The 25,031-nt window shown below is 38.7% G+C and carries 22 protein-coding genes, 1 tRNA gene and 1 pseudogene; 9 read left to right on the forward strand and 15 right to left on the reverse strand.

What is annotated here, in order from left to right; all coding sequences use genetic code 11:
• Positions 1-75: 75 nt before the first annotated feature.
• Genes proC through O4O04_RS12625 form a run of 3 tightly spaced genes read right to left on the reverse strand, consistent with a single transcriptional unit; the run spans position 76 to position 2,422 of the window.
• Positions 76-849 carry a pyrroline-5-carboxylate reductase gene (gene proC, locus O4O04_RS12615; RefSeq protein WP_272532096.1) on the reverse strand — a complete coding sequence of 258 codons (774 nt, stop codon included), beginning with the start codon at positions 847-849 and terminating at the stop codon, positions 76-78.
• Positions 842-1,519, reverse strand: a complete 678-nt coding sequence (locus tag O4O04_RS12620; RefSeq protein WP_272532097.1) for a YggS family pyridoxal phosphate-dependent enzyme — start codon at positions 1,517-1,519, stop codon at positions 842-844. Before O4O04_RS12620 ends, proC begins: the two co-directional genes overlap by 8 nt.
• 6 nt (positions 1,520-1,525) lie before the next feature.
• Positions 1,526-2,422, reverse strand: coding sequence for a hypothetical protein (locus tag O4O04_RS12625; protein ID WP_272532098.1), 897 nt, complete (start codon positions 2,420-2,422; stop codon positions 1,526-1,528).
• Here O4O04_RS12625 and O4O04_RS12630 point away from each other — a divergent pair.
• The gene (locus O4O04_RS12630; protein ID WP_272532099.1) at positions 2,421-3,182 is read left to right on the forward strand and encodes a flagellar filament outer layer protein FlaA; all 762 of its coding nucleotides are present in this window, start codon (positions 2,421-2,423) and stop codon (positions 3,180-3,182) included. The genes O4O04_RS12625 and O4O04_RS12630 overlap by 2 nt on opposite strands.
• Positions 3,183-3,249: 67 nt before the next feature.
• On the opposite strand, the gene O4O04_RS12635 is transcribed toward O4O04_RS12630, so the two are convergent.
• Entirely contained in the window at positions 3,250-4,101 is an 852-nt protein-coding gene (locus tag O4O04_RS12635) for a flagellin N-terminal helical domain-containing protein (RefSeq protein WP_272532100.1), read from the reverse strand.
• 321 nt (positions 4,102-4,422) lie between these two features.
• The gene (locus O4O04_RS12640; protein ID WP_272532102.1) at positions 4,423-5,268 is read right to left on the reverse strand and encodes a flagellin N-terminal helical domain-containing protein; all 846 of its coding nucleotides are present in this window, start codon (positions 5,266-5,268) and stop codon (positions 4,423-4,425) included.
• A gap of 326 nt (positions 5,269-5,594) precedes the next feature.
• Here O4O04_RS12640 and O4O04_RS12645 point away from each other — a divergent pair, with 326 nt between their 5' ends.
• Positions 5,595-7,397 carry a sensor histidine kinase gene (locus tag O4O04_RS12645; RefSeq protein WP_272532103.1) on the forward strand — a complete coding sequence of 601 codons (1,803 nt, stop codon included), beginning with the start codon at positions 5,595-5,597 and terminating at the stop codon, positions 7,395-7,397.
• 446 nt (positions 7,398-7,843) lie between these two features.
• Here O4O04_RS12645 and pcnB read toward each other — a convergent pair.
• Positions 7,844-9,304: pseudogene (gene pcnB, locus O4O04_RS12650) on the reverse strand (polynucleotide adenylyltransferase PcnB); the annotation flags it as partial.
• A gap of 71 nt (positions 9,305-9,375) precedes the next feature.
• On the opposite strand from pcnB, the gene O4O04_RS12655 reads away from it, so the two are divergent.
• From O4O04_RS12655 to O4O04_RS12665, 3 genes are read left to right on the forward strand one after another with little or no spacing between them, the layout of a single operon-like run.
• Positions 9,376-10,386: a M23 family metallopeptidase gene (locus tag O4O04_RS12655; protein WP_272532105.1), complete on the forward strand. Its 1,011-nt coding sequence runs from the start codon at positions 9,376-9,378 to the stop codon at positions 10,384-10,386.
• A gap of 44 nt (positions 10,387-10,430) precedes the next feature.
• Positions 10,431-11,387, forward strand: a complete 957-nt coding sequence (locus O4O04_RS12660) for a prolipoprotein diacylglyceryl transferase (RefSeq protein ID WP_272532106.1) — start codon at positions 10,431-10,433, stop codon at positions 11,385-11,387.
• The gene (locus O4O04_RS12665) at positions 11,384-12,211 is read left to right on the forward strand and encodes a crotonase/enoyl-CoA hydratase family protein (protein WP_272532107.1); all 828 of its coding nucleotides are present in this window, start codon (positions 11,384-11,386) and stop codon (positions 12,209-12,211) included. Before O4O04_RS12660 ends, O4O04_RS12665 begins: the two co-directional genes overlap by 4 nt.
• A 14-nt stretch (positions 12,212-12,225) precedes the next feature.
• On the opposite strand, the gene O4O04_RS12670 is transcribed toward O4O04_RS12665, so the two are convergent.
• Positions 12,226-12,411, reverse strand: a complete 186-nt coding sequence (locus O4O04_RS12670) for a hypothetical protein (RefSeq protein ID WP_272532108.1) — start codon at positions 12,409-12,411, stop codon at positions 12,226-12,228.
• Positions 12,412-12,475: 64 nt separating this feature from the next.
• Between O4O04_RS12670 and O4O04_RS12675 the strand changes: the two genes are divergently transcribed.
• Entirely contained in the window at positions 12,476-13,324 is an 849-nt protein-coding gene (locus O4O04_RS12675) for a tetratricopeptide repeat protein (RefSeq protein ID WP_272532110.1), read from the forward strand.
• A 142-nt stretch (positions 13,325-13,466) separates the two neighbouring features.
• Here the strand turns inward: O4O04_RS12675 and O4O04_RS12680 are convergent, their stop codons facing one another.
• The 6 genes from O4O04_RS12680 to O4O04_RS12705 form a co-directional block, all read right to left on the reverse strand.
• Complete coding sequence (locus tag O4O04_RS12680; RefSeq protein WP_272532111.1) at positions 13,467-15,122, reverse strand: ArnT family glycosyltransferase; 1,656 nt, start codon at positions 15,120-15,122, stop codon at positions 13,467-13,469.
• On the reverse strand, positions 15,119-15,415 hold the full coding sequence (locus O4O04_RS12685) for a Cys-rich protein (RefSeq protein ID WP_272532112.1): 297 nt from the start codon (positions 15,413-15,415) through the stop codon (positions 15,119-15,121). Before O4O04_RS12685 ends, O4O04_RS12680 begins: the two co-directional genes overlap by 4 nt.
• Before the next feature lie 27 nt (positions 15,416-15,442).
• A complete protein-coding gene (gene rlmN / locus O4O04_RS12690; protein ID WP_272532113.1) occupies positions 15,443-16,504 on the reverse strand; it encodes a dual-specificity RNA methyltransferase RlmN in 1,062 nt (353 codons plus the stop codon).
• A 4-nt stretch (positions 16,505-16,508) separates the two neighbouring features.
• Positions 16,509-17,903 (reverse strand): Fe-S cluster assembly protein SufB, encoded by a 1,395-nt coding sequence (sufB, locus tag O4O04_RS12695; protein ID WP_272532114.1) that lies wholly within the window; start codon positions 17,901-17,903, stop codon positions 16,509-16,511.
• 87 nt (positions 17,904-17,990) lie between these two features.
• Complete coding sequence (locus O4O04_RS12700) at positions 17,991-18,572, reverse strand: peroxiredoxin (RefSeq protein ID WP_272532115.1); 582 nt, start codon at positions 18,570-18,572, stop codon at positions 17,991-17,993.
• 42 nt (positions 18,573-18,614) lie between these two features.
• Positions 18,615-20,852: a hypothetical protein gene (locus O4O04_RS12705; RefSeq protein ID WP_272532116.1), complete on the reverse strand. Its 2,238-nt coding sequence runs from the start codon at positions 20,850-20,852 to the stop codon at positions 18,615-18,617.
• A 103-nt stretch (positions 20,853-20,955) separates the two neighbouring features.
• On the opposite strand from O4O04_RS12705, the gene O4O04_RS12710 reads away from it, so the two are divergent.
• Together O4O04_RS12710 and O4O04_RS12715 are read left to right on the forward strand one after the other, a co-directional pair.
• The gene (locus tag O4O04_RS12710) at positions 20,956-21,360 is read left to right on the forward strand and encodes a PaaI family thioesterase (protein WP_272532117.1); all 405 of its coding nucleotides are present in this window, start codon (positions 20,956-20,958) and stop codon (positions 21,358-21,360) included.
• Positions 21,361-21,380: 20 nt separating this feature from the next.
• Positions 21,381-21,467, forward strand: a tRNA-Leu gene (locus tag O4O04_RS12715).
• 3 nt (positions 21,468-21,470) lie between these two features.
• Here O4O04_RS12715 and O4O04_RS12720 read toward each other — a convergent pair.
• Positions 21,471-22,202: an SDR family NAD(P)-dependent oxidoreductase gene (locus O4O04_RS12720; RefSeq protein ID WP_272532118.1), complete on the reverse strand. Its 732-nt coding sequence runs from the start codon at positions 22,200-22,202 to the stop codon at positions 21,471-21,473.
• A gap of 58 nt (positions 22,203-22,260) precedes the next feature.
• Between O4O04_RS12720 and O4O04_RS12725 the strand changes: the two genes are divergently transcribed.
• Positions 22,261-23,487: a flagellar motor switch protein FliG gene (locus O4O04_RS12725; RefSeq protein ID WP_272532119.1), complete on the forward strand. Its 1,227-nt coding sequence runs from the start codon at positions 22,261-22,263 to the stop codon at positions 23,485-23,487.
• Positions 23,488-23,530: 43 nt separating this feature from the next.
• On the opposite strand, the gene glpK is transcribed toward O4O04_RS12725, so the two are convergent.
• Positions 23,531-25,027, reverse strand: a complete 1,497-nt coding sequence (gene glpK, locus O4O04_RS12730; protein ID WP_272532120.1) for a glycerol kinase GlpK — start codon at positions 25,025-25,027, stop codon at positions 23,531-23,533.
• Positions 25,028-25,031 lie beyond the last annotated feature (4 nt).

A 25,031-nucleotide genomic window follows, 5' to 3' on the forward strand; every position in this document is an offset into this window, starting at 1 on the left:
AAGTAAGCGAGGAAATAAATTATTGACGATCTGGCAAGTGAGCGAGGAAATAATTTATTGAACAAAACGAGATCGTCAGTTTTTGCCTAATTCTTTGGATCTCTTGCTTGCTTGGAATACAGACTCAGCGATTCCATAAGAGACTTTATTCTTCTCCCATTCGGAGATTCCATAGATCGTTGTTCCGCCAGGAGAAGTCACTCGATTGCGAAGTTCCATGGGATGAATCGATCCGTCTTTTTCTAGTTCTGATTTTAGATAGCTCATGGATCCGGCTATGGTCTCAATCGCTATACTTAGAGATTCACTGTAAGCAAGACCAGACTTCACTCCACCTTCTGCCATAGCTTGCAGAAAGCTAAATACGAATGCAGGTCCTGAACCAGAGAGCCCGGTCACAGCGTCCATCAACTCTTCTTTTTCGAGTGCTACAGTCTTACCCAATTTGGAGAATAACAATTCGATGATCGAATATTCTTCTGTGTTACCGAAGTATGCGATCACTCCAGTTTTCGATTGCAAAGGAAGATTGGGCATGGTGCGAATGACTCTAGATTCCGGATCTGCCCAACTAACAAGAGATTTATAGTCGATTCCCGCAGCAATCGAGATGATGGTTCTAGGAGATTCGATTTCTCGGATCACTTTTTCTACTTGGTGAGGTTTCACACAGATAATCAAAATTTCCGACTTATCTGCAATCTCTCGAACCGATTCCGAATATTCTATTTCTTCAATATACTTGGGAATTGGATCATAAGCAAGTTTTATATAATCGTCACCAATTCCATTGTAGATGGCATATCCCATATTTCCCAGACCAATAAATCCAATACGCATCTTATCCATAATTTCTTTCTCCAAAAATGGCAGTCCCGATCCTTATTATATCCGATCCTTCTTCGAGAGCAATCTTATAATCACCAGACATTCCCATAGATAGACTTTTTCCTGGGCATAGATCATCTCGGATCAAACGAAGTTTCTTGAAGACTTCACGAGTCTTGATCGGATCTTCATCAGTCGGGCCCATAGTCATTAGTCCAGCAAAAATCAATCGATCCGATGAATAATCCTGAATCGATCCAAGAATTTGCGTAACTTCTTCTTCGAGTATTCCATTCTTACTATCTTCTAATGTGAGGTTTACTTGCAGAAAATACTTCAGAGAAGAAACTTCTTTGTCTGAGCGTTTCTTCAATTCTTTTAATGTATTGAGACTTCCTACTCCGTGAGTGAATTGAAAATTCCCAAATAACTTTCTAAGACTACCTGTTTGAACGGGACCAATATGATGGAAATAGATATTGCGTTCGGGAAACTCAGCTTTCCATTCTTGGATTTTGCCGAGACCCTCAGAGATTTGATTCTCTCCAAAATCCAAAACTCCACCCATAAATGCATCTCTCAGTGAAGAGTAAGGATGTCGTTTGGATACAGCAATCAAGCAGAGGTTTGGATTACCAGAGATTGCGATTGCTTCATCTCGAATCCGGAAATACCTTTCGGATAAATTCATGAACAACTATCTCGATTCTAATTGTCTTTCTAGTTTTTCCAATCTTCTCTCGATTCCGTCCAGTCTTTTGCCTGTGTCTTGCATATGAACGTTTAACTTCGATTCAAGGTTTCGGATTCTTTCGTTCATATCATTGGACTTAGCGCTCGAACTAGTCGTTGAGTTCTTTACGTTCGATACTTTCGATGCTGATGTGTTTTGTTTGCTAGATGTATTCTTAACCGTGGTTGTCGATTTGGGATACGTGGTTTTGGTTGTGTTTTTGGTTACTGAGGTCTGTTTTCTATCTGAAGTTTGTTTTTTGTCTGATGATTTCTTTTTATCACTGGAGAGTTTTTTTGTGTCAGTGGGAGCAGTTCTTGTTGTGGGTTTTTTCTCTGTCCAGTTTCTGTCAACGTTCGGTTTGTATTCGGTCGTCTTGGTTGTCGTTTTGTTCGAATCAACCGAAGTCTTCATTCCCGAATTGTCCGAATCTGATTTTTTGGGAGAATCTACAATTCCCGTAGTTTCTTTCGGATAGCTTTCGATCATTTTATTTGCAGGATTCATCTGATCCGATTTGGATTCAGTTCCCGTAAAACTCGCCGTCGGATCTGACTTGGGAGGGCTTTGCGTTTCTTTATTGAGAGGAATATCAGGATAGTTTTTGGTTTCTGGGTCAGTTTTGTATCCCAGATACTCTTTATCTTCGTCAGAAGGCTCCATACCGCTCGGAATTGGCAAAGGTGAGCTAGAATCAGTCCCTTCATCCGAGATCATGCGCTCGGTTTTTCCCTTTGTCTGCCAATTTGGTAACATTTGTGAGATTTTATCCCGATAGATAAAAGCATAGATCCCCATGGATGCTACAACAACAATGAGAGCAGCAGATATTACAATTTTAACATTTTCTCGATCAGCCATGGTATTTATTATATCGGTTTCTCTTAGACCGATCTCTAGAGCATTGATTTTTTTTCTAATTACGGCAATCTTTTTTCCATTCCATTCGGCACCAACCAAGATTGATCGCGACGAACTAGGACGAGTCGAGCTTCTAGAAAAAATTGTCCAGAGCCGCGCAAGCTATCAATTATTCCTGATCGATTCATTCGAAAGACAGAATCCATGGGAAATTTTTCGAGGTAACTCATTTCTCAACCATACAGAATTTATTTCCAAAAAACCAGAAAATGAAGCATATACAAAAGAATCTGCTTTCTTCAAAAACTTATTTCCACTCACCAACAAATATTCTTTTATGATACATAGTTATGTAGAGCAACCTGGGATTGATAAGGTGGAGATTCGTCCGAAGTCAGCAATTTATTTCCCTCTAGGAATTCCCATACGGCTGATATTTTGGGTCTATTCTGAAAATGTGGATATGACAGCCAAATTGATTTTGGAACAGAAAAAATCATCAGATATATATTTGGATCTAGGTAGTCTCAAATTTGAAGGCTGGAGAAGATTAGAAGTAAAATTGAATATCCCTCCAAAGAATCTAAGACTCATCCAGTCTCTACAGATTCCACTCCAACTAAAAGGCATTAGGTTGAGTTCATCTCCATTCCAACAAAAAGGTCCTTTCTTCATCTACTTAGATCAGATGACTCTTCTTCTTGAGACAAGTGTTGTTACCTACCCTGGATCAGAAGTGAAAGACAATTGGGGAGATTAAAATGATTCGATGGATCGCAATCTAACCCATAATAAAAAAAACCCCCGTTTGACCGGGGGCATCCGCTTTAGACGGAAGTCAAAAGTTTAAGAACTGAAGCTGGCTTCATATTTGATTGCGCGAGCATCGCCGTACCACTCTGCACCAATATCTGTTTAGTTGTATACGCAACCATCTCTTCTGCCATATCAGCATCTCTGATTCTTGACTCTGAAGCTTGCATGTTCTCATAAGCCGCCATCAAACCTTTGGAAGTGTATTCCATTCGGTTGTAATAAGCACCCATGTCAGCACGCTGCTTCATGATCTTATCCAAAGCTGCATCCGCTAGACCAATCAAGTTATCCGATTTCTCTGGTGTTGATAGAGAAATTGGACGACCGTCATCGCCTACCATTTTCAAAGCCTTTGCAGTCATCGTTCCAATATAGAAACGCTCTCTCTGGTGTTGATTTGGACCCATATGAAACCACATGGATGCATCTCTTGAACCTCTTGCGAACTGTCCCTCAAAAAGCTTAAACTTGTTAAACTCTGCTTGAGAAGCAATTCGATCGATCTCATCAACCAGAGCAGATACTTCTACTTGAATCATCTGCCTGTCTTCCGTGGAGTAGATTCCGTTCGAAGATTGAACAGCAAGAACTCGCATTCTCTGGACTATTTGTGCCGATTGATCCAGAAAACCCTCAGCTGTCTGAATGAAACTCATTCCATCCTCAGCATTTCTCTCCGCCTGTCTAAGACCCCTTATCTGAGTTCTTAGCTTCTCCGACACAGCAAGCCCTGAAGCGTCGTCACCTGCGGTATTTATTCTCATACCCGATGCGAGCGCCTTCATGGACTTATCTACGTCCGTCTGATTGAACTTTAGAGCACGATGCGCATTAATCGCACTCATGTTGTGATTGATAATCATCGTTCACACTCCTTTGCTTTCTACTAACCAATTAATATTGATTAGTCGGACATTCCATGTCCGGCCGCAAAGGGGATCAGCAGCCCGACATAGAAACATGCGCCAAAGGAAAGTTTATATTAATATCCCCTTTCACATTCTAACTTAACATAATATAGAAAAAAAATCAATATTTTTTTATTTTTTTATATTAATTGTTCATAATATATGAATAAACAAAAAAGGCAAACCTCTACTGGGACTAACCAGAGTTGTCTGCCTTATGAACTTAGAGATAGAATCGGGACTAGAGCTAGCCCCGATTTAGAGTTTGGTCTTGAATTATCTCAATAGAGATAGAACTGACTGTGGTCTAACATTTGCTTGAGCAAGCATTGCAGTTCCCGATTGAACGAGAATCTGATTCTTGGTAAAAGCAACTGTTTCTTCAGCCATGTCCGCATCCCTGATTCTAGATTCAGATGCTTGAGTATTCTCATAAGCGTTCATGAGACCTTTCGTAGCATGTTCCAACCTGTTAAAGTATGAACCTAGATTCGCTCTTTGTTTGTTTATTTTGTAAAGAGCATCATCAAGTACTGCGATTGCTTCGTTTGCAAAATCAGCTGTAGAAAGAGTTAGAAGTGAATTATCTTCTTTTCTCAAGCTTAGAGATTTAGCAGTCATTGTTGCAATGAATACTCTCTCTCTTTGGTGCTGATTTGGTCCTATGTGGAACCACATAGATGCAGAACGAGAACCACGAGCGAAATCACCTTGAAGAAGATTCATTTTATTGAATTCTGCTTGAGAAGCGATTCGATCTACCTCATCTACCAACTGGGAAACTTCAACTTGGATCATCTGCCTATCTTCTTGGGTATAGATACCGTTTGAAGATTGGATTGCCAGAACTCTAATTCTTTGGATGATATCATTCATCTCTTGAATGTAACCTTCCGTGGTTTGAATCATGGACATACCGTCTTCAGCATTTCTCTCTGCTTGCCTGAGTCCCTTTACCTGAGTTCTCATTTTCTCCGAAACTGCCAAACCGGAAGCGTCGTCTCCGGCACGGTTGATTCGCATACCAGAAGATAGAGTTTCCATGTTTTTAGAAACTTCTTCGTTCTGGAACTTAAGAACTCGATGCGAGTTAATCGCGGATAAGTTGTGGTTAATGATCATAGTTTCCTCCTTGAAACGTGATCACGGACTAGAACGCCTTCCTGGCCTTCTGTCTGTATGTCTGGTTTTTTGGTCTATTTCTTCTTACGTTCCAATGATCGGAGATCGAAAAGCTATAATTAATCTCTAGATATTGATAGTAAATTAGTGTTTTTTGGATAAAATTGAGTAAAAATGCAGGTAATCAGGAAATATTGAGCTGTGAAAAAATTTTTTATTTTATGAAAATTTTTCCCTATGGAAATCTTCGAATGATATGCAATTTTACAAGAGAGTTTTTTTTAAGCTAAATCGATATTTTTTAATTTTTGTAGAGAAAATAAGCAATGACTCCAAAAAAATCTAATCCTGTCCTTCTTGTAGGAATTCCTGCCCTCGTTGAGGAAGCAATTGCGCCTCAATTGGTGGACTTGGGATTAGAAACGCTCAGTATTCCGGAGACATCCGACAACCTAGATCTGGTTCCCAAGTCTCAGGAAGATAATATAAACCTCATTGTGTTGGATCTAGACCATGCCTCTTCCAATATCACCCAAGAAATTTTTGATAGATACAGCAATTCAAATGGTAGTATTCCCATAATCTTAATTGGATCAGAGCATGAACATTCGAAAAAAGTAAAAAGCCCAAGTGATCTTTTTTATGCATATTTGCCTGCGAATACTCCGCCCAGATTCATCCTAGAAAATATAAAGTCTGCTATCCAATATGTTCAAGACAACCGCGCTATAATCAATAAAAGCAATTACTTTGATCAGATAACTCAGGATCTTACAGAAATTTTCTGGATAGAAGACTTAAAGACGAATCGAATCAATTATATCACACCCAGCTTTTCCAAACTATTCAAAATATCTGAAGAAGAAATTTACAAAAATCCACAAGCCTTTATGGATCGAGTGATTCCCGAAGATAGACCTCAGCTTATAGAAAACTACAAGAATCTAATCGAAAACAAAATTTTTATAGAAACCCAATATAGAATATCTTTACCCGATTCCATTCTTTCGATTCGCATCAAAATGAATCCTGTTGTGGATGAGAATGGAAATTGCATTCGAATCATTGGATATGCCAATGATGTAACAGAATCCAACCGAATTGAATCAGAATTGATATACCAAGCTGAGATCAGCAAGTTGCAAATAGAAAGCATGCCAATTGCATGTTTATTCTTAGATAACGATTTTACTATTATGGAATGGAATCCAGCTGCAGAAAAAATGTTTGGCTATTCTAAATCAGAAATCATTGGCAGATCAGCGATTGGAACCATATTAGATCCAAGAGAAAAATCCATTCTTATGAAAATACGAAAGCGATTTTCTGCGGGTCGAATTGATGAGTTCAATCGGCAAAATTGGAATCTTACGAAGGATGGACGAAAGATTCTATGCGAATGGAAAAACGCAGGAATCAAGAATTCTCAAGGTGTATTGCTCGGAGCGATCTGTATGGCGCAAGACATCACGGAGAGAACCGAGCAAGAGAATAGGATCAAATCTCTATTAGTAGAAAAAGAAATTCTTCTCAAGGAAGTACATCATAGAGTCAAGAACAATATGACTACGATTGCATCTCTATTGAATTTGCAGGCGCAAGCTGCAAGCGATACACAGTTATCTGATGCATTGCAAGATGCAACTAATCGTGTAACAAGTATGATGATTATCTATGAGAAATTATTTGGATCCAAAAACTTCAAAACTACAGGACTTCAAGGCTACTTAGAATCTCTAATCAGCGAAATCACAAAAATAAAAAATAGTCATAGCATATCTATTATCCAAGAAATTGAAAATATTTTTCTAGAAACATTTCAGTTGTTTCCTATTGGAATTATTGTAAATGAGCTGATAACGAATTGTCTCAAGCATGGATTTCAAGGAAGGGATTCTGGAGTTGTGCAGATTGTAGGTAAAAAACTACCGAACAATCTATACCAGATCAGAATTTCTGATGATGGAATTGGCATTCATGCAAAGAAAGAAGACGGATCTAAGAAGACTGGATTTGGTCTTATGTTAATACAAATCTTAACCGAGCAGCTAACAGCAACTCTGGATGAACAATCCAATGAGAAAGGAACTATCACAACAGTGATTTTTCCAATCCCACAACAGAATTGATCTTAATTCGAAAGACTGATTAGATTATTAACGAAAGGATTTGGTAAAACCAAGACCTTATTCAAAAGGTCTTGGATAATTTAAGTCGTCTCGCCAGGCTCTTTTGAGTCGGAACTATTTCCATTGTTGCCAGGCTTAGGATTTTGCGAACGACCTCGCTTTCTTCCCGATCGGTAGTTTCTTTTACCGCCAGAATGATGCTTACCAGATTTTGGTTGTTGAGAATTGGGTGCGTCATTTCCTACACCATCAATTCTATTGCCATCAACTCCACTGTCATTTTCTGATTCATCCAACCGATTGCCATCCGGTAGATTATTATCATTTCTCGCAGGATAGTTTTTATTTCCATCCGGAAGATTTCTATCATTTCGCGGTTTATGACGATTGCCGTCTGGTTGGTTTCTTTCTGGCTTCTGTCTATTGCCGTCTGGTTGATTTCGTTCCAATGAATTGCGTTCTGATGGATTGTTGCTTCTTTCTCCATCATTCTTATATCGATCTTCTCTCTGAGATCGATTGGCGTTATTTCTAGAATTGCCAGTGTCTGATCTATTCTCCGACGAATTGCGATTCTCTGAATTTGGATTCGTTCCTGAATTGGAATTGGATCCATGATTTCTGCGGTTGTGGTAGTCGCGCACTGGACGTTGTCTTAGAGAAATTTCCCAGAAAAATGCAGATTGCAAAGCTTGATCATCTTGCTTAGAAATTGCGATGATCTTAAAAGTCATAAACGCATCATAGAAATAATCTTTCTTCTTGAAGAATGCATTCTGGTCGGCTTTCTCATCTTCAATGGACAGGAATCTTGGTTGACTTGTAAATATCTTGATAAGCTTATCTTTGTCTCGCTTCGAAACTCCCATACTATCACAGAATGGATCCAGCGCGACTTTTATATGATGTGCAGCACTGCTCTCGCTTTTATCGAGAGCTTCATTCACTAAATCATAAGCAATCAAAGCATAAAAAATACAAGGAGTCATTTCTTCTCGCTCTGACAATAACTTATCAACTATTGCGAGTCTTTTTCCAACTCCAGAATCGAGGAAATTATCTCCCCACTTATCATCTTTTTTTATATGAGCAAAAGGTTCTGGAATCATAACATCGAGTAGGTGATTCTCAGCGAGTCCCTTGAATATCAATGAAGTCCTCCAAGTACGAAAAATTTTATTGTATTCTTCGATCAATCGAGCACTAGAAGCTTTTAGAATTTCTAAACGATTTTTCTTGATAGCTGCTTTTGTTTTTTTGTCAATTTCCAGACCCAAAAGAACTGAAAATTTAACAGCTCTTAGCATACGAACAGGATCTTCTTTGAAGGACATATCAGCATCGCCGATTACTCGGAGAATTCTATTGTTGATATCATCGAAGCCACCAACATAGTCAATGATCGATTCGTTTCTTGTATCAAAATAAAGAGAGTTGATAGTAAAATCTCTTCTTGCGGCATCTTCTTTTGCCGTGCCGAACACATTGTCCTTCTTGATCAGATAGTCTTTATCTTTATCATGAGATTCATTTCTATGATCGGGTAAGGAACGAAACGTAGAAACTTCAATAACTTTTCCCTTAAATAAAACGTGTACGATTTTGAAACGCCGACCTATGATTCGGCAATTGTTAAACATCTTCTTGATCTGGTTGGGGGTTGCATTAGTAGCAACATCAAAATCTTTCGGCTTTCTGCCGATGATGAGATCGCGGACACCGCCGCCAACGACAAAGGCTTTATAGCCAAATTTGTTCAGTCTGTGGATGATTTTTAGAGCATCAGGATCAATCTGGGTTTTCCGAATGGTATGAGACTCGCGATAGTATCTTTTCCCTTCCGGATAGACCAGAACACTGTCCAGTGAACTGTCTTTCTTCCGGAAAAGATTTGCAAAAATTTTCAACATATTTGATAAGTCAAGTATCCCTCAGAAAACTGCTCAGGCAAGCAAAAATTAGGGTCAAAGGAAGTGGCTTGGAAAATTTAACCCAAACGGTTACTCTCTATGAAAAGATGCAGATGAAGTACATCCGCATGCGAAACCGATTCAAAAAATGGCAGATCAAAGGTCGGGAAAAAATCTCTTTTATGGTCATTCCGCATTCCGAAAAGGTCGTAATCAGCCTAGATATGTCTTTTTCGATGCTTCTCTTCTTGAGCTTTCTCGCAAGCCTACTTTTTGTTCTCAGTTTGGGATTTTTGGTTTATTACAGCTTTATTTTTGATAGAAATGAGGAGATATTCCTGACGTCCAACCAAGACCAGACGACGTTCATCTACTACAACTTACTTTCCGAAGATTTGGAAGAATCTGTCCGCGATCTGGAATCCCAGACCGAAAAACTCAACATGCTCGCTTGGGACGAAGTTTCATGGAAAAGGTTGATCACTCAAGACTATTTCCCAGAAATCACCCTACTTCGTCCAGATTACAACGAGATGGAGACCAATCTCAATTTATATCCACAGACTGTACTTGCGTATTCGGAGATGTCTGTTCGTCTCAAGAAACTCGAACCTGTCTTCCATAATGGAATCGATTATCTGGATATGAGAGAATCAATATTTTTGAATATTCCTAGAGGAAGACCATTAGGTGCAGGTGTCGGAAATGTTACTTCATCTTGGGGCAATCGTATGGATCCTTTTGGGATTTTACCTGTGGGTGAGTTCCATTCGGGAATCGATTTTGCTGCAGCCGAAGGAACTCCTATCTATGCAACTGCATCTGGGTATATTCCAAAAACCGAATTTAGTACTGGTGGACTTGGACGAAGTGTTCGGATCAATCATGATAATGGCTTTTTTACCCTCTATGGACATTGCTCTCAGATTCTTGTAAAAGAAGGTGATGTTGTAAAACGTGGTGATAAAATTGCTCTTGTTGGACAGACGGGTAAGGCTACTGGTGCCCATGTTCACTACGAAGTTAGAATTGGTTTGGATTCACCAATGGATCCAGAAGAATTCATCAACCTCGACTAGATATTTTGATTGCTCAAAACTAGAAACCCATTCAAAAAGTAAATATGATCGATAGAATACCCATTCCTAATCCGTTCGGTTGGGATGGCCCATCCACTTTCAGCATTTTGATGATGCTGGCATTTTTAGTTGCCTCTTACATGTTACCCAGAGAATTCAAGAGGCGAGGACTCGAACCTGCCCATTCGGACAATATGATCCTTCTCGGAATCATTGGAACATTGATAGGCGCAAAAGTATTTTTTATATTTGAAATTTGGGATCAGATTTTTGTATCTATGCCAGGATTCGATGGAAAATATTTATACCCTCTAACTCATTGGAGTGGATTTCCTGGACAGCCTGGAGTATGGAGTTCTCTATTCTCTGGTGGTGGCTTGGTTTTCTATGGAGGCTTTCTCACAGGTTTTCTATTCGTTTATCTTTATATGAAAGTAAAGCATCTAGACTATGGATCTTATTTGGATTCAATCGCGTCTTCAATGTCTATTGGTTATGCGATCGGAAGACTTGGATGCTTTGTATCTGGTGATGGTTGTTATGGATTTGCGACTGATGCAAGCATTCCCTTCTTCGTTTTTGAATTCCACGGTGCTCATCCATCTGGCGTCCCAGTCTGGAATACTCCTGTTATGGAATCCATCATGGCTTTTGGTTATTTTGCATACTTCCATTACTGGGCAAGGTTTCAGCCTTTTCCAAAATTCAGTCTTACCTGCCAGTTTCTTATGATTCATGGCTTTGCTCGATTGATCATTGAATTCTTAAGAGTCAACAAGGCTGTTTTTCCATTCATTGATCCACCCAATATGTCCAATATTCCCGACTCATCCCAGAATCCTGAATTTCTAACCGGATACTATTGGCATGGATTTAGCCAATCTCAGTATATTTCATTGGCACTGATTGGATTTGGTTTATTCTTTTTTGTAAAAAACAAACTCTGGAAATTTTCAAAAATCGAACAAACTGCACAGCCAAAACTAGGTGGTTCCAAATGAAAACAAAATTTGAATTTTTCGAAATAGAGCAAGAGGACGCTGTAGCAACTGTATATCTGAACAAACCGGAAAAACGAAACGCTATGGATTGGTCTTTTTGGAGAGACCTTCCTGAAGTTGTAGCAGAGATCAATGCAGAGAAATCCATTCGTGCCTTTATCATCGCAGGTCGAGGTAAATCCTTTTCAACTGGATTGGATCTATCTCAATTCTTCCAAGAATTCAAGGGAGTTTTCCAAGGCGAGATTGCAGATCACCGAGAGAAACTCTATAAACTGATCATCGATATGCAAAAAGGTCTCAACGAAGTTCAAAATTCTCCAAAACCATCAATCATTGCCGTCCACAAACATTGCATTGGTGGTGGTCTTGATCTAATGGCTTGCGGAGATATTCGTTACTGCACAACCGATGCAATGATTTCACTACGGGAAGCTAAAGTTGCGATTGTCGCTGATATGGGTTCTCTTAATAGACTTCCCGGAATCATTGGACAAGGACATACAAGAGAACTTGCTCTGACAGGCAAGGATATCTCAGGTGAAGAAGCTTTGCAGATGGGACTTGTTACTAAAGTATTCGATAATTATGAAGATCTAATAGTAGGTGCCAAGAAAACAGCCAAGGAAATTGCAGACAACCCAGCACTAGTGATTCGCGGAGTCAAAGCTGTGATGAATTACTGTATGGATAAATCTGTAAACGATGGTTTACAATTTGTAGCTGCTTGGAATACAGGGTTTTTGGATTCTCATGATTTTCGAGAAATCATAACTGCTTTTCATGAGAAAAAGAGACCAGTATTCAACAGTTTGGAAAAATAAAATTGACCAAACTATTATGCTATAGTATCCAAAAGCCGTTCTTTGCCAGTTTGTGCTTGGATGTTTTGTTGAACTGCGAGCTTCATGAGTTTTTCGGATGTATCCATCTGCGCTTGGAATATCTCCTTGGGCAGATTGGCTATCCTCTCAATCATATTCGAAGCATTTGTTTGAGCTTGGTTGTATCCAGATATTTGCATTTTAAGTTACTCCCAATTCTATCATCGGAGAAATTAGCGAGAGCTTAAGTGAATTTCAAAAAAAATGGATCAATTTCTCACCCTCACAAAAATAGCCATCGATCAAGAAAAATCGAAAGATTATACAAGAGCCTTCAATAGCTTCAATAAAGCCCTGGCTTTTACAAAAGACGAAAATACCATTCTAAAGATCCGATCCAGGCAGGCTTGGTGTTTGCACCTGGTTGGGAACCCAGACGAAACCCAGAACATCTATGAACAATTGATTGAGAGTTATCCCCAGAACTCTTGGAGTTATTTGCTGTATGCTCGCTATCTTATCAAAACTAAGCGCTTCAAAGCTGCAAAAACCCTACTTGCCAAAGCATCTAAGGTATTCCAAGACAATCTAGAAATTTATCTCACACTCGCATCCCTTCTCAAAGATATGGAAAGATCCAATGAGGCGATTGATGTTTTAAAACTGGCACTCGCTCAAGAAACGCTCACTCGAGGACGTGGGATTCGAAGAAAGGATATGTGGGCTGAACTTGGAAGTCTGTTCTTTCAAAGAGGCGATTACAATTCAGCAATTTCAGCACTCAAAAAATCTCTTCGTATGGATACGGAAGATCATTTCTTGCATTATGATATTCTCGGGCTTTGTTATCTACTGGTTGGTGATCCAGAAAACTCAGTCTATTTTATCGATAAATATGTTCAATTCAATGGTGAAGTGGATGTGGAATTGCTCGTAATCAAAGCGCGAGCTCATACGAGATTGGGCGCGAATCATCTTGCATGTGCAAGTCTTCTACAAGCATATAGTGTTGACGATAGATTGATATTGGATGCCGATGATATGGTTGATCTTGCCCCACTGAAGCAGATTGGTTTCTTAGAAACATTAGAAAATTTGGAAATTGAAGATTAGAAAAAACAGGTCCTTCGGGTTATTGTAAGAAGAAGGACCCCAGTTAACCAGATATACACAACTTATTGCTAAATAGAAAAAGAAAACACTTCTTCTAATTTAGCACTTAGCCTAATTATAAAATCGGATCAAATGGAAATCTTCACTGCTTTTTTTTGACTTTTATAAGCAATATTTTTGTTGTCAAAAAATTTCTTTTGTTCTTGAGAAAGAATTCTAACTTTGGAGTAGCTACTTTGTATGAATCTTTGGATAGAACAACCTCAGTCTCAATTTGATTGTCCATAAATTCCTCAAAATTTTTCAGACTATCTTCCGGTAGAACAACTAGTCTTGTAAATTCTTCATTCAATACTGTTAGAAATTTTGTTTTATCATACACATTTCTAAAAAGTCGCTTTGAATAAAAACCATAGGATCTTTTAGAACTTGAAATTCTGTAGGTATACAATATTTCTTTCGCAGGTTCGATCTCTCGTACCTTTGCACCAATTTCTGAAGCTGGTTGGTAGCTTACAAGCAGTGGATATATATAGAGACTTACAAGCAGTAAAGAACCGAATGATCCAACAATGGGAAGTGCCAATTCTAGAGGAATCTTTCTTAAGATATAAACTAGTATCAGTATCGCAAGAATGGGGATCCACAATACCGACCAAAAATCTTCGAGAATAAAATAGGGAATAAATAAAATAAAAGCAAAATACAAAAAACCTATTATCAGATAGGAAAATCTTGTCCTTCTCGTATCATTCATGAACAAATCTTCTTCAACTATTCCCGAAAAAAGAATCGCACCGGCTGGCAATACCCAATAGACATACTGTGGAAGTTGGAATTTAGAAAAAGATATCAAAAATAGAAATAAGAATAACCAGAATCCAAAAGTAAAATCTCGATCTTTATATTCATTTTCTCTAATTTTACGAAAGAATTCTTTGAACGAAATTTTCTTAATAAATCTAAATGCGATAAAAAAGGCAGTCGTTGCCAATGGAAGAAAAAATGTTAAAAATCCCCAAGCGAAAGTTTTGTAGAAATAAAAAGGATCATATTTAACATCATATAAATCTTTGTAAAATCTTCCAAAGGATTGTATCCATAGAAAAAATGATGGTCCATAGGTTGAATACTCTTGATAAAGAAAATAAGACCACAATAACGGGAAAAAAATTGTTAACGGAAGACCAGTTACAATTCGAAGAGACCCAAGCAATTTCCAATCCCTTCGAAAAAGTATATCTCCGCCAATTGAAATTGCAGGAATTACCATGGATATGGGACCTTTGGTAATAAACCCGAGTCCCATGGATATATACATAAGATAGAAATAGAATGGATTTCTCTTCCGACCCATATAATAGAAGTAATGCGTAAATAAAATATAAGCTGTTAGGTAAACATCAATTTTTGGATCTACAACCATAGCATACAATCCAGGTGCTGCTAGATAAGATAGACATGCAATCCATGCCCTTCTCTCATTCTCCCAAATGAGAAATACCAATTTGAACAATACCCAAACGGAAAGAAATGTGATTATAATTGATGGTAGGCGAAACGCCCAGTTGCTTATACTTAGAAATTTAAAGAATGGAGCGATAGTCCAAAAAGTCAAAATCGGTTTATCTAAATACTTACGTCCGTTGTCAGTTATTTTAGTATATTCGCCATTACTCACCATCTCTCGCACAATTTCTGCGTATTGGGATGAGTCGATGTCGATGACATCAAGAGTCAATGTTGATAGATAGACAATGGCAAACAGTCCAGCGATCAAAACAAAAATATTTTTCATTCTAAAGCGCCACTTTGTAAAATACACTCACGAAAACCGTCACAAGAATCTGGCTCTTCCTCGTAACATCTCAAGATATCACCTTGAATCATTGTACAACCTTGCACACATTGAATCTTACCCGAACTTCGATCATTGGGATTTAATTTGATATTTCTCGCCTCTTCTACGCAGCGAACAAAATAATCGCAAGCCCCATTGCATTGCTCTTCAATAATATCTTTGCAGGAAGCTAAGAATCCGATATTCAGTAAACAGATAATAAGGAGAATGGAAAATCTTGGAGATTTCATAATCGTTAATACGATTATCAGAAAGCCTTAGGAAATGGAAACTATTTCTTCATCGCGACTGAGAGCTAGCATCCCACAAGCTCCCCCGATTTCTTTACCTGGAGAACGGCGATTCATAACAGGTACCCGTGACTCTTTCTTGAGTCCCTGGACAAAACGTTCGACTTCGGAGTCACTTGGGCGCGACCATCCATGAAAACTTGTATTCAGCGGAATAACGTTAAATTTGCATTTATCAACTTTTTTGGCAATTTTGCCAAGAAGCTTAATATGATCGGATGACATATTGACACCTGGAATCATAACATATTCAAAAGTGATAAACCGATCCAGCTCTCGCACGAATCTCGCAGCAGAGTCTACCAATTTGCTTAAGTCATGCTTGTCATTTACATCCATGATATCACTGCGGGTATTCGGGTCAGGTTGATTCAAGGATATGGCAAAATTAAAAGGTTCTTTATTGTCAATAAATCGGTGTATTCCAGGAACAACTCCTGCTGTAGAAATTGTAATTCGTTTTGCACCTAAATGGAAGGCATTTTCATGATTTAGGATTTTTGCCGCGCGGATTACTTCGAAGTAATTATGCAATGGTTCACCCATTCCCATAAATACTATGTTAGTTGCTCTATCTCCGACAATTCGTTCAACAGTTAAAACTTGGTCAAGAATTTGCCATGTTGTTAGATTGCCTTGAAATTCCAATTTACCAGTTGCACAGAATTTACAATTTAGAGTGCAACCAACTTGAGATGATATGCAGATTGTTTTGCGTTCCCCATCTCCGCGAGGAATCCAAACTGCCTCAATTTCTTTTCCGGGAGATAGAGCGAAACTAAACTTCTGGGTTCCATCAGCAGAAACAAGATGATGGGATACAGTAAGTTCTTCTAAATCTGTATGATTCTTTAATTTCTCTCGTAGTGCGGTAGGAAGATTCGTAAATTCATCCCAAGTCCGATAACGATGTTTATAGATTCCTTCAAAAATCTGTGTTGCGCGAAATTTTGGCTCACCCAATGGAACTAAGAACTCTTGGAGTTCTGGAATCAATTTTCCTTTCGGGTTGAAAATTTCTTCTTTCATGCAATCAATTCTCTTCGATCACTTTTCCATCTTCAAGAATCATGCGAATGAGCTTGGTCATCTCAACAGAATATTCAACATCCAAATGTTTTGTAACACCTTCGCAGAATCCATTGATAATCAGCAATTTTGCATCGTCTTCTGACAATCCTCGAGACTGAAGATAGAATAATTGGTCTTCGTCTATCTTCGAAACTGTGGCTTCATAATTCAAAGTACCATGATTACCAGATATATCATTATAGGGATAAGCATGAGACTGCGATCTATCATCCATCATCAAGCCATCACATTTGACATGACTGAAGGCACCTTGAGATGAAGATTCGAATTTGACTAGGCCTCGATAGGAATTAATTCCTCCATCAAGAGATACACCTTTGGCAAGTATATTGGATCTTGTATTCTTACCTACATGAATGATTCGAGCTCCCGTATCTTGCACTTGCCCTTTACCAGCAAATGCTAATGAGAGTACATCCCCAGTTGAGTTGTCCCCTAATAAAACAATTCCTGGATATTTGATTGTATTGGCGCCGATGTTACAATCTGTCCATGTTATATGAGCATTTGCATGACAGAGTCCCCGTTTCACGGTCCAGTTGTACATATTTTTTTTCCAATTTTGAATCGTTGTATATTCGATTCGTCCACCATCAAGTGCAACAAGCTCGACTACGGCTGTATGAAAATTCGTTCCTTTGTCTTGAACAGAAGTGCATCCTTCACTGTATTCAATATGTGCGCCTTCATCTGCAATTAGCAATGTCCGTTCATATTGTCCGGATGATTCTGCTGTTACTTTAAAGTAGGCTTGAAGAGGCATGGGAGTCTTCACACCTTTCGGAACATAGGCGAATGAACCACCACTAAACACGGCAGAGTTGAGAGCTGAGAATTTATTGTCACCAATCGTAACAACTGTTCCCAAATATTTTTTAACAATGTCTGGATATTCTTGGATCGCTGTGTCAATGTCACAGAAAATAATTCCTAGATCCGTTAATTCCTTTTTGACATTTGCATAAATTGTCTCGGAATCATTCATTGTCTCGATTCCTGCGAGAAATTTTCTCTCATGCTCTGGGATTCCCAATTTTTCAAAACTTCTTAATATCTCAGGATCGACTTCGTCCCAAGATTTCTTTTTTTTCTGATTGGATCCAACATAATGTACATAATTATCTAGATCGATATTTGCCTGAGGGATAAAACCCCAAGTTGGCATTGGTTTGGATAAATAGATTTCTAGTGCTTTTAGACGAAATTCTGTAAGCCAACCTGGTTCATTCTTGATATGAGAAATCGATTCTACAACACGCTTAGATAACCCTTTTGGAAAATTACTTGCTTCGTAAAAGTTTGATTCTGTGGTTTCCTGTGTTTCTAATGTGTGCATATCCTACCCCGATTGTCCTAGTCCAGTCTTTCAAACTTGAGCTCAGTATAAATAATAATTTTTACTGAGCTAAGTTTGAGTTCGAAATTAATTTACGGAAGAAAAATACTCTTTAGATCCTTTTGGATCAGCTTTCATAGATTTCTTACCTTCGTCCCAATTGGCAGGACAGACTTCACCATGTTTTTCAACGAATTGAAAAGCTTTGATGAGACGAATCGCTTCATCAATATTTCTTCCGACAGGTAAGTCATTTACCGTTGCTTGACGAATCACTCCGCTTGGATCAATGATAAATGTTCCTCTTAGCGCAACGCCTGTATCCAATAAAACTCCGAAACTTTTAGAAATTTCTTTTGTTACATCAGCAATCAAAGGATAACGAATGTCACCAATTCCGCCTTCTTTCCTAGATGTCTTCTTCCAAGCAAGATGTGAATATTCACTGTCGATAGAGACACCCAAAACTTCAGCACCCAATTTTTTGAATTCGTCCAACTTTGTGTCATAATCAATGATTTCAGTTGGGCATACAAAAGTAAAATCCAATGGATAGAAAAACAATACAACCCATTTCCCTTTGTATTCTGATAATTTGATTTCTTTGAAAGATTCTCCAATTACGGCAGTTGCCTTAAATTCTGGAGCTTGCGATGTTACTTGCGGCATATATTTCCTCTTAATATTTAGACTAGTTCTATTAGTTAGACTCTAGCCGCCTTTGGCCATAAGAAATTTCTCCATAAATTCGGTGATATCCCGAATGTTACGGTTGATCATTTTTCTCATTTCCGGAGGGATATTTTGGGATTTTATAACCCGGTAGTAATTTAAGGCATTCTTTAGCATTTTCCTGCGAGCAAATTCTTGAGCTTTCATTAACATCGGTTTGTATTTAAAGTATGAATATTCCATGATCGAGTAATTTTTAGATAAGCGAAAGCCATGTGGAATTTTACCGAAGTCATAGGTAAGAGTCAAGAATGGAGCATCATCAACTTCTGGGGGTTTGAGCTCGAGGACACCATGGAGAATTTTTTCGGGTTCCTGTTCTTCCTCTTTCGGGTCAAGCTCACCTAGTTGTTCGTCTAAGTCGCCATCGACAATTTCAATATCAGGTGAATCTACATCATCCAGATCCGGCTCGCCCATCGGACGAGGCATACCATCAGGAGTTCGACCATCCAATTGAAAATCTTCGGGATCAGGTAGACCAATCGACGGAAGTCCAGCTATTTCTTGCGGTAGCTCATCCTTCGTTTCTGGTTTTTCATGATCAAATGCTTGTGGCAGATCCAGATTTGAGACAGGGCTATCTGGCGTTGTTTTGAAATTCTCAGGTTCCGGAAGTTGGATCTCATCTCCAGGATTCTGAGTAGGTAGAACTCCTGTAGATGGATCAGGTAATTTGCTCTCGTCTATGGAATCATGTATTTTCTGAGTGATCGGATCAGGAAGATCAATAGTACTAAGCTCAATTGCTTCAGGTGTTAGCTTAAAAAGTTTTCCATCTTCACGAGTAAATTCTTCCGGATCAGGAAGATTGATATCTGGTAGGTCTTCAGGTATCGGAGATGGTGGATAATAAGGTTCTAAACTATCCGAAAGGCTTCCATCAGGTTTAGGGCTTTTTTTATTTTGTTGCTGCTTCTTTTCTTCTGCTTTGCGCTTAAGATACTCTTCTCTTTCTTTGAATAGATCTTGTTTACGTCTATCATCACCTGATCTGCGATCTTTACGGTTGAGTCCAGATCGCCTATCTTTTCTTATGCGGCGTTCTAAACCCGATCGCCTATCAACCAATGGCAAGTCTTTGAATTTATCCCACTCGCGAGTAAAGAAGGTATCCTCTGGTAAATCCATTGGACCATCTGGTGAATCATCCGTAAGCGTATCTGGTGGAATAAATTCTACCTCATCTGACTCTTTTGAAGGAGCAAATGATTCTGGCCCTGTGTTGCGGTCGGCATAAGAAGTAGGCTTGCTTGGTTGTTGAATACTACTAGGAGGAGAACTCGGACTGCCACCTACTACTTGATAGACGATTGGTGCAGGAAAATATCCTGGAGGAAGTTGCCTTTCAAAACTTGGAGCTTGAGCTCCAGCGGACATTGTGTCCGATCCTGGTTGCTGTGGAGCAATAGGTTGTGTTGGATAAGGAATATAAATTGGAGTTCCAGAAATAGCTTGGCCTGGACTTCCACCGCTCGGCTGTCCACCAGGTAAATAATCTCCCGGGTCTTGAGATCCTCCCATGGAAGGTGGTGAAGCCATACCTGAAGGCATTGGAGGATAGAATCCTCTTTGCAGAGATTCAGAAAGTGCTTCTGCTATCTCTCGAATAGCTTCTGCTAAATCACGGAGTGGAATGGGACCTGAAGGAAATTGTCCTGATGCGGAATCGTCATCCCAATCTTCATTATTGATTGCTTCTTGTCTTTGATTGTAACCTTTTAGATCCTCAATATTCTGAATGAGTTTTTTCTTAATTTCTTCGTCTGGAATTCTTGCTTCCGTTCTCTGATAGATCTCCAAAGCACCAGAAACATTTTCTTTCTCAACTAAGGCTTCCGCATTGAGAAGCGGTCTTCTATGATGCGAATATTTTGAGTTTTTGCTAATGATGTCATCGGCTGAATGTGTGACTTGCGGTTTGGATGTGCGGGATCGTTCATTGGAGCCTGATTCGTTGGAATCCGATGAGCCGTAATTTCCGAGTGGCAGGTTTTCAGGCTGGTCTTTGTTAGAATTGCGGTTTGGTTGCGAATTGGATTTTGAAGATTGTTCATAGTTACCGCTATTGGATCCATTTCTACCAGAAGAATCCGAGATATTACGATCCGATCCTGAATCCTTATTGGGATTCTTGGAAGTTGGTTCACGTAAAGCAGTATAAAGACCCGCTCCCGCACCAGAGAGTCCGAGGAGTAATAAAAGTGCGGTTAACATAACTATCTACTATCTATCATCGTGAATTAAGACACCCTTTCTTGATACATTCAAGCTAAAATCTGCTTGACAGAAGCCTTCATTCCCAGAAATATGAAAAAATATGAAGGCAGTCGCTAAGAAAAACATGAGTTTTGGTTCCAGTCCAGATAATCAGGATGGTCTACAGTTGAAAATCACCTTCGACGAAGACACAAAGACAGCTTATGGAGATTTTACCTGTCATGAGAAATTCCAAGGTCAACCGGATACGATCCATCCTGGAATTTTATCTACTATATTAGATGAAATCATGATGAAAATCAATGAAGCGATGAACTTTGAGACCCAGACAGGCGAACTCACTGTTCGTTTTTTACAGCCCGCTTTTGTAAATGAGCCTCTGCATTTACGCGGATGGTTTGTTAAGAAGAACAAAAAAGTCATTGAGAATAGAGCTGAGATAGAGAATGAAATTGGCAAAATAGTTGCCCGTGGAAAGGGAAAATATATCGAAGCGGAAGACTAGATATTTATCGTGGTCAATATGCCGATGTGGTGGAATTGGTAGACGCAGTGGATTCAAAATCCACCGAGGGCAACCTCTTGCCGGTTCGATTCCGGCCATCGGTACCAAGTTTATTTTTTGGCTAAAGACTTGGCTTTCTCAGTAGGGAGAACAACCACATCCCTACTTTCCCAAGCTTCAATAATTCCTGCTACAACCTCCATCGGATTCTCAAAGTTTTTACTTAAAACTTGAATAATCTTCAAAAAACCATCCTTATCTCCTAAGGAATTTTCAGGTAAACCCGTTCGAACACCTGCGGGACAACTCACAGAAACTTTTACATTTGTTCCGACACATTCCATTGCGAGTGCGCGTGCGAATCCCACTAAACCAAACTTAGCTGAAGTATAAATGGACATATTCTTTACAGCAGGAAGGAGCCCAGCAATCGCGGACACTATATGAATATGTCCTTTGCCTTTTTTCTCAAAAAATCTTTTGGATATCTGAGCTATTGCCACAGGAGCAAGCAAATCCACAAGATAGGTATGATGAATGTCATCTAAACTCATATCTGCAAATGCTCCGTAATAAGCAGAACCTGACGCAATAACGACTGTAGTCGGATCGGATTCTTCTATTATTTTCGAAAAGCTATTCTGTATATTCACGAGTTCATCGTGTAGATCTAACCTGTACAATCGATCTTGATTCCAAAAACTTTCTGTAGGTTTATGATTCCGGTATGTGCCATAAATATTAGCTCCAGCATTGAACAAAGTCTCTGCAAATGCGGAACCAATTCCACCATTGGATCCTATGATCAAAATGTTCTGATTTTTAAGTTGAGTATTTTCCACATTTTTTAGACTAATGAATTGCTCGCATCAATCTCCAATTAGGAAAACTATTGTTAAAATGTTATTCGAAGAAGGAGTAAACTATTTTTTTTTCAAGGGAAGTCCCGATTCTGTGATTAGAATCGACTCATCCATTCAATCCTTCTATGATTTTCCGATCAAAAAAATTCCTAAACTGCCTTCTCTATTCTCTGATCCTTCTCTAGCACCAAGATTTTTATATGATATTCGTTGGAATAGACGGAACTATCCATCAAAGGAAATAAATATCCCAGATTACATTTCCAAATCGAATCAATCTAATCCCAAACCTGAAATTTTTACAAAAAAATCTTACCAATACCAAATTGGAGGCCTTATCTCAGGGAAACATTTTCTTGAACGAACCACAAGAAATCAGATGATCTCTACACGCTATCTTTCTCTTCGTGATATCGTTAATCCGAACTACAATGAAAACGAAGTTTTAGAAGAAATTGACAAACTCTACTTCAAGAAAGGAGATAAGAATACACTTTCTAAGTTGGTCAAAATTTTATACGCAGGGAAACCTAGCGAAGAAAGAGATATAATTGCGAACCTTTTTGCTCACGAGCCAACATTTGCAAATTTCCTGAGAAACCAAATATTTCATATAGAAATTCTACCTTTAATCCATGGAATTTTTCTCCAGGAAATACTTGCAAAGATGGATGAAAGATTTATAAAACATTCCTTGCCGACATTATCTGCACCTGTGAGAAGAGTCATAGAAAAGTCTGTCTCTAAGAATAAATTCTCAAGTATTCTCAATTCTCCAAGCATGGAACCGCCGCAAGGTGAATCATTGGTAGAAAAAATTGAAGCCTTAATATTTAGTAGATTTTCGAGAAGTATCTATTATGAAGAAGGTAATTATATAAGCTATAGAATTCCGAAGCAAGGCAACGATGATTATATTCAATCATTCGTTGGAACTAATACAAATCGATTTAATTTTGTGACAACAATTACTCAACCATCCAATCAAGCAGAGCAAACTTCAATTAGAGATTCGGAGACATTCATAGAATTTTTCTCGCAATCTGGCAATCACCTATTCTTTAGAATTCTAGATTGGATAGATATCATTCGATTTGATACGATCATTCATCTGCGAGAATTTGAGTCCATTGAGTACTATCGCCTTCCTCCTGGACTCATAATTACAATTCCCTACTATGCAACATCCAAATACACAATAGGTTGCGGAATTACGAAATCTCGAAAATCCTTTGAATTTTTGCTACTGGGTTTTGCCTATTGAAATAGAAAAAGATTTCCTAATAAACAATTATGCAATTCCAATCCTATTTAGTTTTGATTCTCGAGATTGCATCTAACCAAAGTTTGATTTCTTTATCTCTCGCATCTTGCTTCATAGAAGGTTTAAATTCCGTTGCTTTATTGTCCAAAGATTTTAAGTAAGCCAATGAAGGAAAGAATCCTGTTTCCAATCCTGCAAGATAGGCTGCTCCAAGAACAGTAGTGTCAACATTGGACGGTCGAACTACTTTTGTATTCAAAATATCTGATTGGTATTGCATAAGAAATTTATTGGAAGTAGCTCCACCGTCAACACGCAAAACTTTCAAAGATTTGCCAGTGTCTTTTTCCATAGCTTTTACCAATTCATAAGATTGAAGCGCAATCGATTTGAGTGCTGCTCTCGTAATCTGCGCGGGAGTCGTATCTCGAGACAAACCAAATATTGCACCACGAGCATCCATATCCCAATGAGGTGCGCCTAATCCTGCAAAGGCTGGCACAAAAACGATATCATCTTCCGATTTCAATTTTTTTACTAATTTTTCAGAATCTGCAGATTTAGGAAAAAACTTAAGATTATCACGCAAGTATTGTATTACAGCACCACCGATAAAGATTGATCCTTCCAAACAATATACCGTTCGTCCTTCACCACCTAATGCTAAAGTTGTGACCAATCCGCTATTGGATAGTTTGAATTCGTCACCAGTATTGAATAAGAGAAAGCATCCTGTTCCATACGTATTTTTTGCTTCTCCCACTTCTGTACACAATTGACCAAAAAGCGCGCCTTGCTGATCACCAACGAGGGAGGCGATCGGAATTCCATCAGGAATCCCTTTTAAGTTCTGTGTAGTTCCAAATAAGGATCTTGAATTCTGAACTTCAGGAAGAATGGACTTCGGTATTGAGAGAATATCTAATAGTTCTTGATCCCATACTTTATCTTTAATATTATAAATCAATGTTCTAGAAGCATTAGTGTAGTCTGTTTTATGGGATCTACCGTCTGTTAGCTTGTATAAGAGCCAAGAATCAATCGTTCCAAATTGAATGTCTCCCATTTCAGCCTTTTGTCTGACACCTTTAACATTATCGAGAATCCATTTGATCTTCGTTCCACTAAAATATGCATCAATGACAAGTCCTGTTTTTTTTCTAAAAAGATGTTCCAGGTGTTTGGATTTGAGTTCTTGGCAATAAGCAGACGTTCTACGACATTGCCACACGATTGCATTGTAAACAGGCTTTCCTGTTTTTCTATCCCATAATACAGTTGTTTCTCTTTGATTGGTAATTCCAATTGCGACTGCATCCTTTAGAGAAAGTCCACCTTCGCTTACAGCTTGTTTAATTAATTTTAAAGTTTTATTCCAGATTTCTTCTGGATCATGTTCAACCCAACTTGGTTTTGGGAAATGCTGCTTGAATTCTTGATAGGCTGAAGAGATAGCCTTGCCTTTATCGTTAAAGCAATAGGTTCGTATTCCTGTAGTTCCAGCGTCGATTCCAATGATGAATGATTTTTTATTGTGCATTGAA

Source organism: Leptospira sp. GIMC2001 (assembly GCF_028462125.1).
In the GTDB taxonomy this organism is placed as follows: domain Bacteria; phylum Spirochaetota; class Leptospiria; order Leptospirales; family Leptospiraceae.

Coding starts and splice junctions, on each gene's coding strand:
- O4O04_RS12675 (WP_272532110.1), top strand. CDS start 12,476: ATGGATCAATTTCTCACCCTCACAAAAATAGCCATCGATCAAGAAAAA.
- O4O04_RS12640 (WP_272532102.1), bottom strand. CDS start 5,268: ATGATCATTAACCACAACTTATCCGCGATTAACTCGCATCGAGTTCTT.
- O4O04_RS12645 (WP_272532103.1), top strand. CDS start 5,595: ATGACTCCAAAAAAATCTAATCCTGTCCTTCTTGTAGGAATTCCTGCC.
- O4O04_RS12625 (WP_272532098.1), bottom strand. CDS start 2,422: ATGGCTGATCGAGAAAATGTTAAAATTGTAATATCTGCTGCTCTCATT.
- O4O04_RS12660 (WP_272532106.1), top strand. CDS start 10,431: ATGATCGATAGAATACCCATTCCTAATCCGTTCGGTTGGGATGGCCCA.
- proC (WP_272532096.1), bottom strand. CDS start 849: ATGGATAAGATGCGTATTGGATTTATTGGTCTGGGAAATATGGGATAT.
- O4O04_RS12620 (WP_272532097.1), bottom strand. CDS start 1,519: ATGAATTTATCCGAAAGGTATTTCCGGATTCGAGATGAAGCAATCGCA.
- O4O04_RS12725 (WP_272532119.1), top strand. CDS start 22,261: ATGTTATTCGAAGAAGGAGTAAACTATTTTTTTTTCAAGGGAAGTCCC.
- O4O04_RS12685 (WP_272532112.1), bottom strand. CDS start 15,415: ATGAAATCTCCAAGATTTTCCATTCTCCTTATTATCTGTTTACTGAAT.
- O4O04_RS12705 (WP_272532116.1), bottom strand. CDS start 20,852: ATGTTAACCGCACTTTTATTACTCCTCGGACTCTCTGGTGCGGGAGCG.
- O4O04_RS12680 (WP_272532111.1), bottom strand. CDS start 15,122: ATGAAAAATATTTTTGTTTTGATCGCTGGACTGTTTGCCATTGTCTAT.
- O4O04_RS12670 (WP_272532108.1), bottom strand. CDS start 12,411: ATGCAAATATCTGGATACAACCAAGCTCAAACAAATGCTTCGAATATG.
- O4O04_RS12665 (WP_272532107.1), top strand. CDS start 11,384: ATGAAAACAAAATTTGAATTTTTCGAAATAGAGCAAGAGGACGCTGTA.
- O4O04_RS12710 (WP_272532117.1), top strand. CDS start 20,956: ATGAAGGCAGTCGCTAAGAAAAACATGAGTTTTGGTTCCAGTCCAGAT.
- sufB (WP_272532114.1), bottom strand. CDS start 17,903: ATGCACACATTAGAAACACAGGAAACCACAGAATCAAACTTTTACGAA.
- O4O04_RS12700 (WP_272532115.1), bottom strand. CDS start 18,572: ATGCCGCAAGTAACATCGCAAGCTCCAGAATTTAAGGCAACTGCCGTA.
- O4O04_RS12635 (WP_272532100.1), bottom strand. CDS start 4,101: ATGATTATCAATCACAACATGAGTGCGATTAATGCGCATCGTGCTCTA.
- rlmN (WP_272532113.1), bottom strand. CDS start 16,504: ATGAAAGAAGAAATTTTCAACCCGAAAGGAAAATTGATTCCAGAACTC.
- O4O04_RS12630 (WP_272532099.1), top strand. CDS start 2,421: ATGGTATTTATTATATCGGTTTCTCTTAGACCGATCTCTAGAGCATTG.
- glpK (WP_272532120.1), bottom strand. CDS start 25,027: ATGCACAATAAAAAATCATTCATCATTGGAATCGACGCTGGAACTACA.